This window comes from Microtetraspora malaysiensis (assembly GCF_001528665.1).
Lineage (GTDB): Bacteria > Actinomycetota > Actinomycetes > Streptosporangiales > Streptosporangiaceae > Microtetraspora_A > Microtetraspora_A malaysiensis.
Map to the genome: position 1 here is coordinate 47,017 of NZ_BBYJ01000037.1, position 17,390 is coordinate 64,406.

General features: G+C 67.5%; 17 protein-coding genes and 3 pseudogenes. 8 read left to right on the forward strand and 12 right to left on the reverse strand.

What is annotated here, in order from left to right; translation table 11 throughout:
- The first annotated feature begins 287 nt into the window (after positions 1-287).
- From AWQ71_RS35875 to AWQ71_RS44515, 3 genes are all read left to right on the forward strand, one after another.
- Positions 288-692, forward strand: coding sequence for a DUF6221 family protein (locus AWQ71_RS35875; protein WP_067142524.1), 405 nt, complete (start codon positions 288-290; stop codon positions 690-692).
- Positions 693-1,206: 514 nt separating this feature from the next.
- On the forward strand, positions 1,207-1,839 hold the full coding sequence (locus AWQ71_RS44510) for an ISAs1 family transposase (RefSeq protein ID WP_281196480.1): 633 nt from the start codon (positions 1,207-1,209) through the stop codon (positions 1,837-1,839).
- Positions 1,836-2,351: an ISAs1 family transposase gene (locus AWQ71_RS44515; protein WP_218002095.1), complete on the forward strand. Its 516-nt coding sequence runs from the start codon at positions 1,836-1,838 to the stop codon at positions 2,349-2,351. The genes AWQ71_RS44510 and AWQ71_RS44515 overlap by 4 nt, the downstream gene beginning before the upstream one ends.
- A gap of 37 nt (positions 2,352-2,388) precedes the next feature.
- On the opposite strand, the gene AWQ71_RS42255 is transcribed toward AWQ71_RS44515, so the two are convergent.
- The 3 genes from AWQ71_RS42255 to AWQ71_RS35885 form a co-directional block, all read right to left on the reverse strand.
- Positions 2,389-2,877, reverse strand: a complete 489-nt coding sequence (locus AWQ71_RS42255; protein WP_157570769.1) for a hypothetical protein — start codon at positions 2,875-2,877, stop codon at positions 2,389-2,391.
- Between the two features lie 738 nt (positions 2,878-3,615).
- Positions 3,616-3,861: an IS3 family transposase gene (locus tag AWQ71_RS44765; RefSeq protein WP_369407236.1), complete on the reverse strand. Its 246-nt coding sequence runs from the start codon at positions 3,859-3,861 to the stop codon at positions 3,616-3,618.
- Complete coding sequence (locus tag AWQ71_RS35885) at positions 3,759-4,289, reverse strand: DDE-type integrase/transposase/recombinase (protein ID WP_157570771.1); 531 nt, start codon at positions 4,287-4,289, stop codon at positions 3,759-3,761. The genes AWQ71_RS44765 and AWQ71_RS35885 overlap by 103 nt, the downstream gene beginning before the upstream one ends.
- A gap of 30 nt (positions 4,290-4,319) precedes the next feature.
- On the opposite strand from AWQ71_RS35885, the pseudogene AWQ71_RS44770 reads away from it, so the two are divergent.
- A pseudogene (locus tag AWQ71_RS44770) lies at positions 4,320-4,436 on the forward strand (fumarylacetoacetate hydrolase family protein); the annotation flags it as partial.
- A 40-nt stretch (positions 4,437-4,476) separates the two neighbouring features.
- Positions 4,477-4,738 (forward strand): annotated as a pseudogene (locus AWQ71_RS44775) (fumarylacetoacetate hydrolase family protein); the annotation flags it as partial.
- Between the two features lie 169 nt (positions 4,739-4,907).
- On the opposite strand, the gene AWQ71_RS35890 reads toward AWQ71_RS44775, so the two are convergent.
- From AWQ71_RS35890 to AWQ71_RS35915, 6 genes are all read right to left on the reverse strand, one after another.
- Entirely contained in the window at positions 4,908-5,534 is a 627-nt protein-coding gene (locus tag AWQ71_RS35890; protein WP_067142527.1) for a UbiX family flavin prenyltransferase, read from the reverse strand.
- Positions 5,531-6,370, reverse strand: a complete 840-nt coding sequence (locus AWQ71_RS35895; protein ID WP_067142530.1) for an ABC transporter permease — start codon at positions 6,368-6,370, stop codon at positions 5,531-5,533. Before AWQ71_RS35895 ends, AWQ71_RS35890 begins: the two co-directional genes overlap by 4 nt.
- On the reverse strand, positions 6,367-7,167 hold the full coding sequence (locus AWQ71_RS35900; RefSeq protein ID WP_067142533.1) for an ABC transporter ATP-binding protein: 801 nt from the start codon (positions 7,165-7,167) through the stop codon (positions 6,367-6,369). The genes AWQ71_RS35895 and AWQ71_RS35900 overlap by 4 nt, the downstream gene beginning before the upstream one ends.
- Positions 7,164-8,216, reverse strand: coding sequence for an ABC transporter substrate-binding protein (locus AWQ71_RS35905; RefSeq protein ID WP_067142536.1), 1,053 nt, complete (start codon positions 8,214-8,216; stop codon positions 7,164-7,166). Before AWQ71_RS35905 ends, AWQ71_RS35900 begins: the two co-directional genes overlap by 4 nt.
- The gene (locus tag AWQ71_RS35910; protein WP_157570772.1) at positions 8,213-9,700 is read right to left on the reverse strand and encodes a UbiD family decarboxylase; all 1,488 of its coding nucleotides are present in this window, start codon (positions 9,698-9,700) and stop codon (positions 8,213-8,215) included. The genes AWQ71_RS35905 and AWQ71_RS35910 overlap by 4 nt, the downstream gene beginning before the upstream one ends.
- Positions 9,701-9,906: 206 nt before the next feature.
- Entirely contained in the window at positions 9,907-10,665 is a 759-nt protein-coding gene (locus AWQ71_RS35915) for an IclR family transcriptional regulator (protein ID WP_067142538.1), read from the reverse strand.
- A gap of 147 nt (positions 10,666-10,812) precedes the next feature.
- Here AWQ71_RS35915 and AWQ71_RS35920 point away from each other — a divergent pair, with 147 nt between their 5' ends.
- The gene (locus AWQ71_RS35920) at positions 10,813-12,081 is read left to right on the forward strand and encodes a flavin-dependent oxidoreductase (RefSeq protein ID WP_067142541.1); all 1,269 of its coding nucleotides are present in this window, start codon (positions 10,813-10,815) and stop codon (positions 12,079-12,081) included.
- A gap of 640 nt (positions 12,082-12,721) precedes the next feature.
- Here AWQ71_RS35920 and AWQ71_RS35925 read toward each other — a convergent pair.
- Entirely contained in the window at positions 12,722-13,687 is a 966-nt protein-coding gene (locus AWQ71_RS35925) for a LysR family transcriptional regulator (protein WP_218002096.1), read from the reverse strand.
- 167 nt (positions 13,688-13,854) lie between these two features.
- Between AWQ71_RS35925 and AWQ71_RS35930 the strand changes: the two genes are divergently transcribed.
- Positions 13,855-14,262 carry a hypothetical protein gene (locus AWQ71_RS35930; protein ID WP_067142544.1) on the forward strand — a complete coding sequence of 136 codons (408 nt, stop codon included), beginning with the start codon at positions 13,855-13,857 and terminating at the stop codon, positions 14,260-14,262.
- Positions 14,263-14,275: 13 nt separating this feature from the next.
- On the forward strand, positions 14,276-15,136 hold the full coding sequence (locus tag AWQ71_RS35935; protein WP_067142547.1) for an alpha/beta fold hydrolase: 861 nt from the start codon (positions 14,276-14,278) through the stop codon (positions 15,134-15,136).
- A gap of 112 nt (positions 15,137-15,248) precedes the next feature.
- Here AWQ71_RS35935 and fxlM read toward each other — a convergent pair whose 3' ends face one another.
- Both fxlM and AWQ71_RS35945 read right to left on the reverse strand, forming a co-directional pair.
- On the reverse strand, positions 15,249-16,481 hold the full coding sequence (fxlM, locus tag AWQ71_RS35940) for a methyltransferase, FxLD system (protein WP_084259686.1): 1,233 nt from the start codon (positions 16,479-16,481) through the stop codon (positions 15,249-15,251).
- Positions 16,478-17,332 (reverse strand): annotated as a pseudogene (locus AWQ71_RS35945) (IS701 family transposase); the annotation flags it as partial. The gene fxlM and the pseudogene AWQ71_RS35945, both read right to left, overlap by 4 nt.
- Positions 17,333-17,390 lie beyond the last annotated feature (58 nt).

Consider the following 17,390-nt stretch of genomic DNA (forward strand, 5'->3'; position numbering starts at 1 on the left):
GTGGGCCAGACGGTCAACGGAACAGTCGCAGGCTGGAGAGGGGTCGGCGTACGGGTTCCCACGCGAGGCTGTCCGTCGTGCCCGGCCTCTGATCCCCAACCTCAGGCGAGACAGGCCCGCTGGAAGCGCCAGCGGGCCTGTCTCGCTCGTCATGAACCGGGCACTACGACCAACCTCTGGCCTCAGGCAGAGAGAAGTGTTTCGGGGGATTGCCGCCCCGCGCCGGGCCGTGCGGGCTCATGATGGATACGTAACTCTCCCCGCGAGTGATGAGGTCCGCGTCCCCGATGGATGACCTGATCGCGTTCGTGCAGGCTCGTATCGACGAGTCCTGGCAGATCGCCGCCACGTGCGAGCCGGGCCGCTGGTTCCCCTCGCGTACGACCGACGATCCGAAGTCCTTCTCTCGTCAGGGCGTGTACGGCCGCCAGTACGTGGAGGTGCCCGACTGCACTCAGCCGCGGATCGCGGTCACCCTGGACGCTGCGTATGAGCGGCACATCGTGCACAACGACCCGGCCTGGGTCCTGGTCGATCTGGCCGCCAAGCAGGACCGTCTGAAGTACCTGGCTCACGTGGCTGGCGGGAGCTGGGTCGATGCCGGAGAGCACGCCCAGGCCGAGCACCTGCTGCGCCTGGAGGCCATCGCCTACGACTGGCACGAGGACTACCGCCCGGAGTGGCGTCCCTGACAGCGCTCTCCGAGACGGACACGATGTCATCCATGCGGCGCTCGGCTACCGCTCGGAATCCTGACAAGTGGGGCGGCGGGCAGGTCCAGGCCAGCACGCAGGTACTACAGAGGCGAAGTTCATCGGCCCGATGTGCGCGTCTGGTTCGCGTCGCTACGTCCCTGAACCAGCAGAGTTTCCGGGTGGAGGAGTTGCGGCAACCAGCAGATTATTCGTCCGCTTGATCAATGTCATCCTGTGCCTCGGTGTGCTGCTTTCTGACTTTTCGTCCGTCTTTGTCCCCAGGTCTCCGGCATAGTTGCGGTTTGAGACCTGTTGTCCGGATCTTGCGAGGCGATCGGTTGGGAGTACATAAACAGGCACGACCTTCGCGATCATGAGGTTGTCGAAGCCTTGATCGTGAGAGAAGACCGTGCCTGCTCCCTCATCATCGCCGATCTGTGCAGTCCTTGGCGATCTGGCGGCGTTGCCGCAGGCCGAACGGGACGCCCTGGCCGGACGGATACCGCAGCCGATGGCGTACCTGGCGTGGGTTCCCGATCCGCGGGACCCGCGAGGAGTGCGACATTCGCTGACGTCGCTGCTGGGTGCCGCGGTGGCGGCGTCACTGACCGGGGCGACCTCGTTGACAACGATCGGTGAGTGGATCGCGGACGCGCCCGATCGGGTCCTTTCTGCGCTGGGGATCCGCTACGACCCACTGCGGCGCCGATATGAGGTGCCGGACGAGTCCACGATCCGGCATGCGCTGGAGGGACTGGACGCTGTGGCGTTCGCGGCTACGGCCGGCAGCTGGCTGAACGACCTGGCCACGGCCCGGATCGAGGTCGAGCAGGCCGCCGGGCGGACGGCTCTCCGCCGACGACGGCGGAGCCTGGCGGTCGATGGCAAGGCGTTGCGCGGCACTCGGCACCACACCGGCTCCGGCCGGGCCACCCATCTGCTCGCGGTGACCGACAGCCGTACGTTGGCGGTCCTTGGTCAGGTCGAGGTCGATGGCAAGAGCAACGAGCTGACGGCGTTCGCTCCGCTGCTCCAGCCGCTGGATCTGGTCGGCGCAGTGGTCACGGCCGATGCCCTGCACACCCAGCGCGAGCATGCCGTCTTCCTGGTCGAGCAGAGAAAGCGCACTACATCCTCACCGTGAAGAAGAACCAGCCCGCCCTGCACAAGCAGCTCAAGACTCTGCCCTGGCGGCAGGTCGAGGTCGGCCACACCGAGACCGTTCACGGGCATGGCCGTAGCGAGAAACGCTCGATCAAGGTCTGCTCCGTGGCCATCGGGCCCGGGCTGCTGTTTCCGCATGCCGCCCAGGCCGTCTGCATCACCCGCAAAGTCCGGACCCGCTCTGGCGGACGGTGGAAGGCCGTCACCGTCTACGCCGTCACCAGTCTCGCCGCACACCAGGCCCGACCCGGGGAGCTGGCCACATGGATCCGCGCGCACTGGCAGATCGAAGCCCTGCATCACATCCGGGACGTCACCTATCGCGAGGACTTCTCCCAGGTTCGTACCGGCTCGGGGCCCGCCGTCATGGCAGCCCTGCGCAACGTCGCCATCGGAATCTTGAAGCTCTGCGGCTGGACCAACATCGCCCAAGCCAACCGCCGCCATGCCCAAGACCCCGTCCGTTGCCTCGCAACCCTCGGCCTAGCGTGATCAAACCGGATAAACCGAGAGAACGCCGGAGCCCTGGCTAGGAGCATGCGTCTTTCTCGGCGTATTCAAGAAAGTAATTCCACGTAACGACATGTCCTGGAGTGCCGAGCCAGACCTGTCCTGTCTTAAGCTTTTCGACGTCTTTCAGTCTGAATCCTACTTGGCCAAATATTCCGTTCTTGCCGTCTCCGGGCCACGCTTCGGCCGTATAGTCGACGTCCGGATACAGTTTGGCTAGACCAGATGAGAGCTGCCATGGTGCTTCCGGAGAGTCTATATCGAGAATTTGGAAGTCGGAGACGCTATCGACCTCGGGGTTCTTGTATTCGACGACGGCTTTCCAGGGGTTTTGTTTTAAAATCCAGGCGCCCATGGTCGACGGTCTGTCGCACCAGACGACAGCTAGCGCCAGGTGCCCATTCGGAGCCCGGGTGACTCCCACAGCCCCCTCTATATTGTTCACACAACCAGCTGTTGCTGCCAACAGCAGAGCAACGAGCGCCAGGCGCGCTGCAGTCGATGTCATGGGGTGAGTCCGCACTGAGCGACAACCAGGAAGAGTTCGCTAAGGGCGAGCACAGAACCTCCCAGATGAGGGGCCAGGAACTAAGAAGGACGCCGCCTACTGCGTGACGAGCTGCGTGACAACGCCCCCGGACTACCCTGGATGCTCGCGCACGACAGTGGACGATGCAAGCAGACAGAGCAACCGGCAGGCCAACTCGAGGATCAGCGCGGCATTGCCGTAATGAAGGAGTCGAGGGCGAGGCGCCGGCGTGGAACTCGGGGATGCTGTACAGCAGTCCGTACAGCAACGCCGTCTTTCACGAGCACACTCCACCGGCCCGTATCTACCAGCCGAGCAGGGCGACAAGCGAGCAACGAGCGGCCTGCCCTTTCCTTGTAAACAGAAGGTCGGGTGAGTGATCAACTGGTGTTGCTCCGGTTTGACGAACACCGCTGATGTGGTGGATCACGCCGCGAGGGGGTCGACTGAGTCGCCGTGCAGATGAGGCCGGAAATCGGATGGGGACCACACGTCATGCACACCCCTGAACAGCTGGCACGCCACGGCATGCCATCGATGCAGTCCGAATGCCCTTGAGCTGCGAAATCGCATACTCCAAGTTCACGTCCAGGGAGATGGTGTGCGGGTGATCTAGACCTGGCGCTGGCACGGGTGAGATCCATGTGACAAGAGACGGCCACTCCGTAATCCTTCGATTCGCTCAGATGTCAATCCCCTGAAATCGTGGAGACGGTCCTATGCCACAGCGGCCCTCAGCAGGGCCGTTGAAGTGTGCCTCTTCTCGGCCATCTGATGCTCGAATGTGACGGGCGACAGTCCGTCGTTGGGGCTGTGCCTCCTCCTTGTGTTGTAGAAGTCGGTGATCCAGGTTGCGATCTTCACGCGAGCCTCGGCCCGAGTGCGGAAGCGCTGCCGGTGCACGTACTCGACCTTGAGCGTGCTCTTGACAACGCCTCGGCTGCGGCGTTGTCGAGAGCGCATCCCACCCGGCCCATCGACTGCACGACGCCGTGCTTGCGGCATTCGCCCTGGTAGCGGGCAGCGGTGTATTCCGACCCGCGGTCGGAGTGAAAAATCACCCCATCCACATTCCCGCCCCTGGTGGCCACCGCCATCTGGAGTGAAGCGACGGTCAGTGCCGCGTCGTGGTGCTCGGACATGGCGTAGCCGAGCAGTCGGCGAGAGAACAGGTCCTCAACGGTGGCCAGGTACAGCGGCCCTTCATCGGTGTCGATCATTGTGCCGTCGCCGACCCACAGCACGTCCGGCGCGACCGCGGTGAATGTGCGGCCGACCAGGTCCGGCGCTGCTCGCCGTTTGCCCTGCCGGGTCAGCGACCGGCGCTTCTTGGGCGGGCGGCCGGCCAGCCCGAGCTCAGCCATCCGGGCGGCGACCGTGTTCTCCGACACGACACCCCCAGCGCCCGGCCCGAGAAGATCATCTGTGTCGGGCACAACTACCGCAACCACATCAAGGAGATGGGTCGCGAGCTGCCCGCATACCCGACGCTCTTCGCCAAGTACGGCCGCTCGCTGATCGGCGCGTACGACGACGTCGTTCTGCCCCGCCTCCGAGGCTATGGACTGAGAGGCCGAGCTGACCCTGATCATCGGCGCCGAGGTCAGGAACGCGGACGAGGACGAGGCCAGGGCCGCCATCGCCGCTTACACCGTGCTCAACGACGTGACCGCCAGGGACTGGCAGTACCGCCCTGCAGCGGCTGCAGGGCAAGACGTTCGAGGCCACCACCCTGATCGGCCCCTGGCCGGTCACCCCGGACGAGGCGCCGGCCACCAGCAGTGAGATGAGCTGCGAGGTGGACGGCGAGGTGATGCAGAGCACCGACCTGGCCGACATCCTGTCTCACCCCGGTGGAGCTGGTCTCCTACATCTCGACGATCATCACGCTGGCGCCGGGCGCCGGGCGCCGGGCGCCGGGCGCCCGGTACCCGGCGCGGGTGCGTGGGGAGCTGGTGGAGGTCACGTCCTACCTGCTCGGACGCCCGGGCGCCAGCCAAGGCCCGCCGCTACCGGCCTGGCTCTGCCGCCGCGCGCCGACCCTCGGCGCGCGACGCCGAGGCGGGTTCTCCCTGCCACGGCGGCGCGCCCGGCACGTGCACGCCGATCAGCGACAACGCCCTGGCCACGATGTGGTCCACCACGTCGTCCAGCGATTCGGGCATGGAGTAGAACGCGGGCATCGGCGGCGCGATGATCGCGCCGATCTCGGTCGCGGTGACCATCGCCCGCAGATGCCCCAGGTGCAGCGGCGTCTCCCGTACGCACAGGACCAGCCGCCGGCGTTCCTTGAGCGTGACGTCGGCGGCCCGCACCAGCAGGTTCTCCGACACCCCCGAGGCAATGGCGCCCAGGGTCTTGACGCTGCACGGGATCACGATCATCGCGTCCACCGGGTAGGACCCGGAGGCGATGGAGGCGCCGATGTCGCGAAAGTTGTGCACCACCTCGGCGTCGAACGTGGCCTCCGGCAGTTCGTAGGCCGCGGTCCGCCGGGCGGAGGGGCTGACGATGAGATGCCGTTCCACCCCGGCCGCGCCGAGCAGTTGCAGCGTCCGTACGGCCAAGGCGGTGCCGGTCGCGCCGGAGACGCCGACGACGACGCGGCGCGGTGCCCCGGCGATCGGCGTGTTCACCGCGCACCTCCCGCGATCGACCGGTTCCACGGGGCCAGCCAACGCTCGATCAGTCCGACCAGACTGGTCAGCGCGACGGCGGCGAGCATCAGCACGACGACCGCGGCGAACATGCGGTCTGGCTGGAAGCTGTGCCCGGCGTCCACGATGACCCCGCCGACCCCACCGATCGCGGTGAAGAACTCGGCGATCACGATGCCGACCACGGCCTTGCCGATGCCGATCCGCAACCCCGTCATGATCGACGGGATGACGGAGGGGATGACGATCTGGCTCAGGATGCGCGGCTGCGAGGTGCAGAAGGCGGTGCCGACCTCGATGAGAGTGCGGGGCACGTTCTGCACGCCGTTCCAGGTGTTGATGGAGATCGCGAAGACCGTCATGGTCATCACCATCGCGGCCTTGACCGCGAAGCCCAGCCCGAACCACAACATGAAGACCGGCGTCAGCGCGATCATCGGCATGGCGTACCCGGCGATGACCAGCCAGCCGATCGCCGCCTCGACCAGCCGGAACCGGCCGATGAGCAGTCCCACCGGCACGCCGACCACGATGGCCAGCACGTACCCGACCAGGAAGGGCTGGGCGCTCTCCCACACCGCGGTCGGCAGAGAGCCGTCGCCGACCATGCCGATCAGCGCCGTGAAGACGGCGCTGGGCGGCGCGGCCAGGATCGGGTCGACCTGCCGCGCGGCGATCTCCCAGATGATCAGCAGGACGACCACGCCGGCGGTGGTGACCAGCCGGTCGCGCCCGCCGCGGCGCTGGGACCGGATCTTCCTCGACAGCGTGGTCTCGTCTTCGACGGGTGCCGCCTGGTCTGCCAGAGCGGTCATACGGACACTCCATCCTGCTGCTGGATCTCCCGGCCGTGCACGAGTTGCAGCAGCTCGTGGCGGCGTTGGGCGAACTGCGCCGAGCCGCGGCGCTCCTCCAGGGAAGTGGAGGCGCCGAAGGCGGTGTCGAGCACGCCGTGCACCCGGCCGGGGTCGGGTACGAGGGTGACCACGCGGTCGGCGAGCAGCACGGATTCGTCGATGTCATGGGAGACGAAGATGATGGTCTTGCCGGTCCGCTCGTGGATCTCCAGCAGCTCGGCCTGCATCTTCTCCCTGGTCTGCGCGTCGAGCGCGGAGAAGGGCTCGTCCATGAGCAGCACGGCGGGGTCGATGGCGAGGGCGCGGGCGATGCCGACGCGCTGGCGCATGCCGCCGGACAGCTCGTGCGGGCGGCGGTGGGCCGCGTCTTTCAGCCCGACCAGTTCGATCGCCCGCTCGGCGGTCTCGCGCCGCTGCGCCTTGGGCAGTCGGCGGGCTTCCAGGCCGAACTCGACGTTGCCGAGCGCGGTGCGCCAGGGCAGCAGTTCGGCGTTCTGGAAGACGATGCCGCGGTTGACCCCGGGGCCGTGCACGGGTTCGCCGTCCACGTCGACCGTGCCGGAGGTCGGGTGTTCCAGACCCATGATGATGCGCAGCAGCGTGGTCTTGCCGCATCCGCTGCGCCCGGTCAGCGCCACGATCTGCGAGCGGCGGACCTGGAACGACACCTCCCGCAGCGCTTGGACGTCGCGGCCCTTGTCGTCCCGGAAGACCTTCGACACGGCGCGGACGTCCACCGCGAGGTCGCCGCTCACTGGGCGTCCCCGTAGTAGTGGGAGGCGACCTGTCCGATCTTGGCGACGGCCTTCTGCCGGTAGGTGTCGTCCACCATCGGGTCCACCGGGATCGCACTCTTGGTGATGCCGATCTTGACCTGCAGGTCGGCCAGGTATTTGATCTGCTTGACCGGGATCTCGCCGTTCAGCGCCAGGTAGCCGCCGTCGCGGAATTCCTTGTACGTCTCCGCGACCATCGGGTCGGTGGCCGCTACCTTCAGCGTCTTGGCGGCCAGCGCCTGGGCCTCGTCGGGGTGGTCGTTGGCGTAGCGGATACCTTCGACCAGACCGGTGATGAGACCGGTGACCCCCTGGCCCTTGGCCTGCAGCACGTCGTCTCGGGTGATGAGCGCGTACCTGGGGAAGTCGGGCACCACGTCCTTGGCCCGGCCGAGCAGTTTGACGCCGTCCTTGGCGGCCTGCGCGGTGTAGTCCAGCGGCGCGGAGGCGACCTGGATCTGCCCGGCGACCACCGCCTTGTACCGGTCGGAGGAGCCGCCGGAGTTGACCAGCTTCACCGAGGAGGGATCGACGGAGGACTGGAGCATCATCGCCTTGGCCACCACGGCCGGCAGGCCGGTCGGGGTGGAGACGCCGAGCGTGGTGCCGGCCATGGCGGACAGGGAGGCGACGTCGCTCTTGGCGTAGAGCGCGTAGTTCTGGCCGGGCATGGTGGAGCCGACGAACTTCAGCTTCGCGCCCTTCTGCACGGCGAGCAGCGCCTCGCTCGGGTTGCCCTGGATCACGTCGACCTGCTTGGCCAGCAGCGCGGGGAACGCCTGCTGAGCGCTCTTCAGCTGCACGATGTTGACCTTGACGCCGTGCTTGGCGAAGAAGTTCTTCTCCTGGCCCATCAGCAGGTAGCCGGAGTCGGCCCCGGGCTCGTAGATGCCGTAGGTGATGGTGGCGCCGTCATCGTCGGACGCGCCGGACGCGTCGGCGGAGGTGGTGTCGCTGCCGCACGCGGTGAGGCCGAGGGCCAGGGTGGCGGTCACTGCGGCGACCGCGGCCGGACGGAGCCTGCTCATTCTGCTTCCTTTGATACGTGGGGGGATGGGGAGCCGAGCCCGGCCAGAACGTCGGCGAACTTGCGCGCGACCTCGTCACGCAGTTCCGGACTCGCCTCGGCGACGGGCGGGAAGTCGGCGAACCGGTCGTAAGGGCGGACGGCCATGATGACGGCCCGCGAGTTGTGCGTCTGCCCGTGCGGGATGCGGGGGTCGAGCGGCCCGCTCCATGCCCGACGGATGATCTCGATGTCGTCCACCGGGTCGCACCGGGTGGACATGGCCCACAACACGTCGAAGGTGTTGGTCGGGTCGATGTCCTCGTCCACCACGACCACGAACCGCCCCAGGTAGGAGCCCGACTGGCAGGACGCGGCGAGCAGCCCTGCCTGCTTGGCATGGCCGTCGTACGCCTGCTTGATCGAGATGACGTTGAAGAGCCGGGCGGCGCCCGCCTCGTGGCACCACACGCCCTGCACGCCGGACAACCCGGCCCGCTCCACCTCGTCCCAGATCATCCCGGCCTTCATCACGCACTTGCTGTAGGAGAAGTTCGAGGGGGGCCTGATCGGGGAGGCGACCGTCACGATGGGGTCGTTGCGGTGGTAGACCCGGCGGACACGCACCACCGGCTGATCCGAGCGGCCGCCGGCGTAGTAGCCGGTGAACTCACCGAACGGCCCCTCGGGCGCGACCTCACCCGGGTACATCTCGCCCTCCAGCACCAGCTCCGCCCGTGCCGGCATGGGCAGCCCGTAAAGCTCCGAGGCCACCACCTCGAACGGCTGCCCGCGGTGGCCGCCCGCGTAGTCGTACTCCGACAGGCCGTAGCGCAGCTCGTTGCCCGAGGCCAGGAAGAGCAGCGGGTCGTGGCCGCAGGAGATCAGGACCGGGCAGGGCTCGCCGCGGGAGAAGTACTTCTCCCTGATCTGCCTGCCCTGCTTGCCGGGGGAGATCCACAGCCCCACCCGGTCGGGGCCGTGCACCATGCTGCGGTAGGTGCCGATGTTGACCCAGCCGTCGTCCGGGTCGCGCATGATGACCAGGTCGTCGGTGCCGATGTAGCGGCCGCCGTCCCGCTCGTGCAGGAAGGGCGCGACCAGCGCGGTCACGTCCACCTCGTCGTCGCGCAGGACGTTGTCCAGTACGGGGCCATGGTCCACGGTGACCGGCGGGATGGGCGTGTGGGTCTTCATCCGGTCCCGGTAGGCGCGCACGACGTCGAGCGGATGGCGGGGGGCCGGCAGGCCGAGGGTGAGCGCCAGCCGCGCGGCGGAGTTGGTGGCGCCGGAGAAGGCGCGGTGGCCGGGCTTGGCGCCGGCTAGCTCGTCGAACAGGACGGCCGGGCCGCCCTCGCCGCCGCGGTGCGCGATGAGCTCGATCAGGGTGCCGAGCTCGAGGTGCGGGTCGACGCCGGCGACCCGCATCAGTTGCCCGGAGCGGTCAATACGCTCGATCAGCTCGCGCAGGTCGGCGTGGGGGGCGTCGTAGTCGTTGTAGCTCACCGGCGCCACCCGCGCGTAAGCTCGCGGACTCTATCGTTTTCATGCTGAATCATGACATCTACCCGTTTCGTGGCACAGCGCCCGGATCTGCTGGTTCGTTGCCAGAAGCTACGGCGGGTTTGCGTAAAAGGGAATCGAACGGTCAGAGATTCTGTATGACGGAACAACTCCGTCGGACAACCCCGTCGCCGGCTGTGGCCATCGCGTCACAGATCCTGGCTGATGGCCTCGGCCGCCGCCCGCAGCAAGGGCAACATCATGTGCAGATTGCCCTGCGTCATGCGCTGGTGAGGCAGGCTCACCGCGAGCGCCGCCAGCGCCCGCCCCAGATGGTCGCGCACGCACACCGCCACCGCGTCCAGCCCGGCCGCGCTCTCCTCATGGTTCACCCCGTAGCCAAGGTCGCGCACACTGCGCAACTCCGCCCGCAACGCGTCGGGATCGGTGATGGTGCGGTCGGTGACCCGCGTAAGACCGTCCGGGAACAACGCCAGCACCTCCTCGTCAGGCAGCTCCGCGAGCAGGACCTTCCCGCCCGAGGTGCTGTGCGCCGGCAACAACGCCCCGGTACGCGAGGACACCCGCAGCGGCCGGTCACCCTCCGCCCCGTCGATGAACCGGACGCCGTTGCCCTCTAGCACGAGCAGGTTGACCGTCTCGTGCAACTCGGCTGCCAGCCACTCCATGTGCCGCCTGGCCTTACGCCGCACGTCGAGCCCGCCCACCGCGGACAGCCCGATCTCCACCACCACCCGACCCGCGCGGTAGGCCCGGCTGACCCGGTCCTGGGCGACGAAACCGCGGTGGGCCAGGGTGAGCAGCAGCCGATGGGCCGTCGAACGGGCCACCCCCAGCTCGTCGCTGACGTCGGTGACCCGCACCTCCCCTCGGTCCCGGATCATGAGGAGGATGAGTAGCGCCTTGTCCACTGATCCGATGGTGTACGGAGGGAGGGTGTCAAACATGCTGTTCTGTATAGCAGAAATAACACCCCGAATCCGTGCACAATAGACAACACGATGGCACCATGTGCTCGGCGCCCGACCCGGCGCCGACGCCGGCCCCTCATTCCCGCCCGGCCGGCGCACCCCGCACAGGAGCCAGGAGTCTTCATGCCGCGATGGTCCCCCGATCCCGCGAGCCCTTCCACCGAAATCCTCATCGTCGGCGCCGGCATCGCCGGCCTGGTGCTCGCGCTCGAACTGCACGACGCCGGAATCGGCTGCCGTGTCTACGAGGCCGTGCCCGAGGTCGGTGCGGTGGGTGTGGGCATCAACCTGCTGCCGCACGCCACCCGCGTCCTGCACCGGCTCGGCCTCGGCGAGCAACTGGGCCAGGTCGCCGTCGTCACCAGGGAATCGGTCTTCTTCAACCGCTTCGGCCAGCTCATCTACCGCGAGCCCGCCGGCCGGCACGCCGGATACGACCACCCGCAGTACTCCATCCACCGCGGCGACCTGCAGGCCCTCCTCCTGGCCGCGGTACGCGAGCGCCTCGGCCACGACGCGGTCGTGCTCGGCCACCGCTGCGTCCGCGCCGAACAGGACGAACACGGCGTCACCGCCCACTTCACCGGCCCCGGCGGCGACGACCTGCCCTCCGTACGGGCCCGCGCCCTGGTCGCCTGCGACGGCATCCACTCGGCACTGCGCAAGCAACTCCACCCCGACGAGGGCGAGCCGCGCTACTCCGGCATCAACATGTGGCGGGGCGTGACCAAGGGCAGGCCGTTCCTGTCCGGGGCCAGCATGGTGCGGGCCGGCTGGATCGACCGTGGCAAACTCGTCGCCTACCCGATCAGGAACCTGCCGGACGGCGACCAGCTCCTCAACTGGGTCGTCGAGATCCAGACCCCCCGCCACCTGCAACGCGACTGGAACCGGCGAGGCCACCTGGAAGACTTCATCGGCGCCTTCGAGGACTGGCACTTCGACTGGCTCGACGTGCCGGCGATGATGCGCGGCTCGCAGACCGTCCTGGAGTACCCGATGGTCGACCAGGACCCGCTCGACCACTGGAGCGTGGGCCGCATCACCCTGCTCGGCGACGCCGCCCACCCGATGGTGCCGCGCGGCTCCAACGGGGCCGGCCAGGCGATCCTCGACGCCCGCGCGCTGCGCAATCATCTGAGCACCGCGCCGGACCCGATGAGCGCCCTGCGGGCCTACGAGGCCGAGCGGCTGCCCGCGACCGCCCAGGTGGTGCTGGCCAACCGCAGCATGCCACCGGACGTGATCATCCATGAGGTGTGGCAGCGGACGGGGGACCGGCCGTTCGACTCCATCGACGACGTGATCAAGGTGGAGGAGCTGGCGGAGATCTCGCAGCGGTACAAGGAGATTGCGGGCTTCTCCGCCGAGGCCCTGCGCACCGACCACTGACGGGCGGCGATCCCGCCCTCGGGCTCGCCCTGCCGACCCCGAGAACTCCTGCCGGCGGCGAGGGCGGGCCGGCGGGCGGCCCGACCCGGAGGCGGTCGTCACCCCCGTCATCTACGTGGACCGTAGGTATGGCCTATGGTCCCGCCCCCACCGGTTTTGCCTGGGGGTCAAGGGGTCGCAGGTTCAAATCCTGTCGTCCCGACCGCGTTTTCGCAGGTCAGAGCCACGGAGTCCATGATCGGATTTCGTGGCTCTTCCGTTGTGTCACCCAGGTGTCACCAAGACTCGCCCTGTCGGACAGTGCCAGCCGGTGACAGATGTCTGGCCGGCGTGTCGCCGCATTCGCCCGTCCTCCAGCCAGAGGAGTGGCCCGTGTTCAAACGAACCTGGAAATCTACGCTGTAAAGGGCGCGGCCGAACGTCGCTGTCCCACCACTGGAGGCTGGAGGACGCCCGCGTGCCGTGCGTGCCCTTGGCGATAGTTCCTCGGCGGCGTGGGTGGACGCGGCCGCATCGCACACCGTGCCGATCGAGGCCTTTCGTAGGGGCGATGAGGACAGGAGGTCGGAGGCTGAGCGCATTGGAGGGTTCGAACAGCAAGACCACGGTCTCGAGCTGTCCCCCGATCAAGGGGAGGCCCCTATCGGGTTATGTTGGCGATTGTTTCCGGCATGGCCGACGTCGAGCTGGGCGTGGCGGCGGGAACGAGATCGAGAGTGGCGAGCATACGGGCGGTCTCGACGAACTGCTGCACGGGCCGCGCGTTCATGTCGTTGCGCCAGGCGATCGCCAGAGGGGACGGGGGTAGCCCGTCCACAGGGACGAACGCCAACCCGGGGCGGGAGTAGAAACGCTGGGTGGAGGCCTGCGTGAACGCCACGCCGCGGCTGGACAGAATCGCCTCGAAGCACTCGTCGACGCTGCCGACCTCGGCTCCGAGGCGGACGGTATGTGGGCCACGGCAGTCGACGGCGAGCCAGAAGTCGCGCCAGTACTCGGGGGCGCGGCGCCCGACGAAGGGCTCGTCGAGAACGTCCTCGATCGAGACGCGTTCTCGCCCGGCGAGATGGCAGTTTGCGGACGTCACCAGCACGCGGGGTTCGACGAACAGGGTCTCCACGCAAAGCCAGTCCTGCAAGAGGATGGGAGGTCGTACGAACGCCACGTCAGTGCTTCCGTTGGACAACCCGACATAGGGATCCGCGAAGTCGTGGGACCGCATTTCCACCTGAACGCGCGGATACCGAGCCTGGAAGGCGGCCAGGATCTTCGGCGTCAGCTCGGCTGCGGCATTGGCCTGGAATCCGACGATGAGGCTGCCCCCGCCGCCGTTGTCCGCGGCCTGGCGGGTGACCACGGCGAGGCGTTCGGCACTGGTCAGGAGCCGTTCGGCTTCGTCCAGCAGGACCTCGCCGGCGGGGGTGAGCATCACGTGCCGGCTGTTGCGTTCCAGGAGCTGGGCGCCGAGCTGGTGCTCAAGCTTGCGGATCTGCACACTCAGGGACGGCTGGCTGATGTGGAGCCGGGCTGCCGCGCGCCCGAAGTGCAGCTCCTGAGCGACAGCTACGAAGTAACGCAGCAGGCGCAGCTCGGGCGGTTCGACCACGCGTCGATGTTACGTCGTGTGACGTACTTCTAACCAATTCGTCCGGCCTATCGATCGGTTGATGAGCGGTATTAGACCGCTGGCCCGACAGGGGCTTTGGATTGAGAACAGGCCGCCGCGTGAGACGTCGGTAGCCGGTCAATCCCTTCCCCTGAGAGGAGCAGCCGATGACGGTGTCCACTCGTGCCCCGTCGCGACAGGCGTGGGCCGAGGCCTTCGCCGATGCCAGCGACAGTGACGCCGAGATCCAGGCGCATGGCAAGTACTTCAACTGCTCGTACTTGATCGACGCCACCGAACACACGTTCGTGGTGCGGGTCGAGTCCGGGAAGGTCACGGAGGTCGCGGTCGACCCGGGCCCGCTTGACGTGCCCTACCAGTTCGCCATCCGGGCGAGCGCGGAGACCTGGCGTGAGTTCGGCAAGCCGGTGCCGGCGCCCATGTATCACGGGATCTGGGCGGCCAGCTTCCAGCGCGACATGCGACTGGAGGGCGATCTGCTCGTTCTCATGCAGAACCTCCGCTGCATCACGCGCCAGATCGAGCTGCTCCGCGTCATCGGCTCGCCGGTCTGAGAAGGGAAGTGACATGAGCAGGATCTCCCCGGTCACCGGGCACTACGTCACTCTTGAGGTCGACGGCCTCGAGTACAAGGTCTTCTACCTCGAGAACGGCACCGGTCAGCCGCTGGTGTGCCAGCACACCGCCGGATGTCACAATCACCAGTGGCGCGGGCTGCTGGAGGACGAAGAGATCACCTCTCAGTACCGCGTCATCGCCTATGACCTGCCGCGACACGGTAAGTCGGATCCGCCGGAGAACACCGAGTGGTGGAAGGAGGAGTACAAGCTCACTGCGGACCACTACGCCAACTTCATCGTGGCTCTGTGTGACGCCCTGGAACTCGAGAACCCCTTGTTCATGGGGTCGTCCTTCGGCGGGACCATCGCCCTGCAACTGGCGCTGCGCCATCCGGACCGGTTCGCCGGTGTGCTCGCGGTCGAGGGTGCCGACTACTCGCCGGGCTTTTACCTCGACTGGTGGCAGCATCCGCAGGCCAACGCCGCGCAGGTCTGCGCCAGCGGGGTCTGGGACCTGATGGCACCGCAATCGCCCGAGTCGGATCGCTGGAAGACCTGGTTCTACTATTCCCAGGGCTCCGAGGCGTTCAAGGGCGACCTGCACTTCTACTCGGTCGACCACGATCTGAGGGGTCGACTGGGCGAGATCGACGGCGACCGGTGTCCGGTTGTCATGCTCACCGGCGAGTACGACTACCTCACCACGCCTGAGGACAGCGCACGCACCGCTGGGCAGATCAAGAACGGCAGGTTCATCACGATGCCGGAGATCGGGCACTTCCCGATGAGTGAGAACCACGAACGGTTCCGGGTTCACCTCCTCGAGGCGCTGGACATCCTGCAAGGTGCCAAGGCTTCGTCCGAGTAATGGCGACGCGGTCGGCGGGGATCCCTCCGCCGACCGCACGCGGTCGACGGAGGGGAGCCCGGCCCGTCACTGCTCCTGTTGCATGAAAGGCGGCGTTGTTTCTATGCGATCGTCACGTCCAGGCCATGACCAGTTGGGTGTGATGTTTGCGGAAGATCCGGCCATCGGCGGGTTCCGGCACGGTGGCGTCGGCGGGATAGAGAGAGAAGTCAGGGCCGGAGTGGTCGCGCCAGTCGCGGTCCCAGCTCTGCACATGGTCACAGAGTTGCCGGGAGAGCTCGGTGCGGCTGGGACCGTGCCCGTAGACGCCGAACTCCCACCTGCGCTCCCCGGCCTCCTCATCGCGAGAAACATCGCGGAGGGTGAGGTAGGCGAAGCTGTTCGGGGTGACGAGAACTGGGCAGAACCAGCGCATCGCCAGGTCGACGAGGTCACCGCCCCGGTCCGGGTTTCGCCAGATCATGCCGAACCTGTCGTCGACCGTCGCGATCCGTAGGTGCATCGAGTCGAACGGTTCCCCGCGGGCAATCGTCACGCCGGTCCATAGCTGGGCTCGTTCCCCCATCAAAGCCTGATCGAGGGCGGCGACGTCGACCGTGGGGCCGCCCTCGACGGTCAGCGTCACGGCCCCGTCCGCAAGGACGGCCTCCTGATTGAGGTGGGCGCCGGCGCCCTGGATCGCGACGAACCCGCACACGGTCGGGTCGAGGCCCCGCAACCGGTCGCCGTCATGGACGAAGGTGAACGATCGGGTGATCGTGGAGAAGCGGAGCGGGATGATCATGCGGCCGCTCTTGGCGAGCAGGTGCCGCCACGGGCAATCCCAGGCCCCCACGGTCACGATGATGGCGTCGTATCCGCCCTCCGGGGCATGCTCTTCGGCGGCGTGTTCGGCGTCTCCGAGGACGACCTTCACCTGCGGGTAGCCAGTCTCGGCCAGAAAGCGTTCTGCGCGCTCGGTGACGTACGGGTCGATGTCGACGGTGACCACCAGCCCTTCGGGGCCGACGATCTCGGCGATCAGAGCTGCGTTGTACCCGCCGCTCCCGACCTCGAGAACGCGTGCTCCGCGAAAGAGGCGGGCGGCTTCCAACATCTCGGCTTGGAGCCACGGCGCGGAGACCGAACTCGTCGCCCTCCCTGTCGTGTCCCGCTTGGTGATGACCACGTCCTGGGGCGAGTAGGCGGCGGTGAGCGATGCTTCGGGGGCGAACCGTTCCCGCGGGACTGCGGCGAACGCCGCTTGAACCTCCGGGGAACGGATGTATCCCTGCTCGGTCAGCGTCGTGACCATGGCGGCGCGCAGCCGCTCAGGGGATTCGGAGGGCAGAGTGTCGGCGGTCACCAGCTCAAAGTACTCACGCCCGGGGACAGTTTCGGGAAGCTGGTGCTGTATCCCTCGTTCAAAGCCACCCTGCTGTCTGGGCGCGCTTGATGCCGGCGTCGCCACAGGGACCAGCACAGGACATCCGCCACGTCGCGGGGAGTGCGGTTGATCAGGTGGACGAGCATGTGCCGGATCTCGCCGAGAGTCAACGATGTCAGTCCGGGGCCGGCCGGCTGTGCCGCGCGTTCGGAGACAGCCGCCGCGGCGAGGAAGGCGTGGGCCAGCATGGCCAGGGTGGTCCACCGGTACCAGGATCTCCAGCGGCGAACCTGATGCTCATCCAGGCCGGTCAGCCCCTTGCCGGTCCGGAAGCACTCCTCGATCGTCCACCTGCGGCCCGCCACCTGGACAAGAACGGGCAGTGGGACCGGGCCGGGGGCGTAGCAGCGGTAGAAGGCCAGTTCGCTGGTGCGCCGGGTGCGGCGGATCAGCAACCAGTGGCGTCCGGGCTGTTTCGGGTCGATCTTCACCAACGCCCAGTCGTAGCAGCGGTGGCCCTTGGCGCCCGGACCGGCCGTTAACCGTTGCCAGGCCCGTTCCGGCAGATCGAAGATCACCTGATCGGCGCGGTCGGCGCCGGCGCCGGTGGTTACACGATGGCTGGAGGCGACGGCGAGCACGTAGCCGACCTGGCGCTCCTGCAGTTCAGCACGCAGGTGCGGGCTCTGCCCGTACACCTCATCCCCAGCCACCCAGCACGCACCGACCCCGGCCTCCACGACATGGTCGCGCAGGTCATCGCGGACGGTGTCGGCGTCCCAGACCGCCCGGGACAGCAGATGCTGCATACCGTCCGGTGTGGTGTCCCCCAGCCGGAATGGTCCCTCGTATGTCATACCAGGCACTTTGGCTATTGGTCTGACCGGT

Coding starts and splice junctions, on each gene's coding strand:
- AWQ71_RS35875 (WP_067142524.1), top strand. CDS start 288: ATGGATGACCTGATCGCGTTCGTGCAGGCTCGTATCGACGAGTCCTGG.
- AWQ71_RS44510 (WP_281196480.1), top strand. CDS start 1,207: ATGGCGTACCTGGCGTGGGTTCCCGATCCGCGGGACCCGCGAGGAGTG.
- AWQ71_RS42255 (WP_157570769.1), bottom strand. CDS start 2,877: ATGACATCGACTGCAGCGCGCCTGGCGCTCGTTGCTCTGCTGTTGGCA.
- AWQ71_RS44765 (WP_369407236.1), bottom strand. CDS start 3,861: ATGCGCTCTCGACAACGCCGCAGCCGAGGCGTTGTCAAGAGCACGCTC.
- AWQ71_RS35895 (WP_067142530.1), bottom strand. CDS start 6,370: ATGACCGCTCTGGCAGACCAGGCGGCACCCGTCGAAGACGAGACCACG.
- AWQ71_RS35905 (WP_067142536.1), bottom strand. CDS start 8,216: ATGAGCAGGCTCCGTCCGGCCGCGGTCGCCGCAGTGACCGCCACCCTG.
- AWQ71_RS35915 (WP_067142538.1), bottom strand. CDS start 10,665: ATGTTTGACACCCTCCCTCCGTACACCATCGGATCAGTGGACAAGGCG.
- AWQ71_RS35920 (WP_067142541.1), top strand. CDS start 10,813: ATGCCGCGATGGTCCCCCGATCCCGCGAGCCCTTCCACCGAAATCCTC.
- AWQ71_RS35930 (WP_067142544.1), top strand. CDS start 13,855: ATGACGGTGTCCACTCGTGCCCCGTCGCGACAGGCGTGGGCCGAGGCC.
- AWQ71_RS35935 (WP_067142547.1), top strand. CDS start 14,276: ATGAGCAGGATCTCCCCGGTCACCGGGCACTACGTCACTCTTGAGGTC.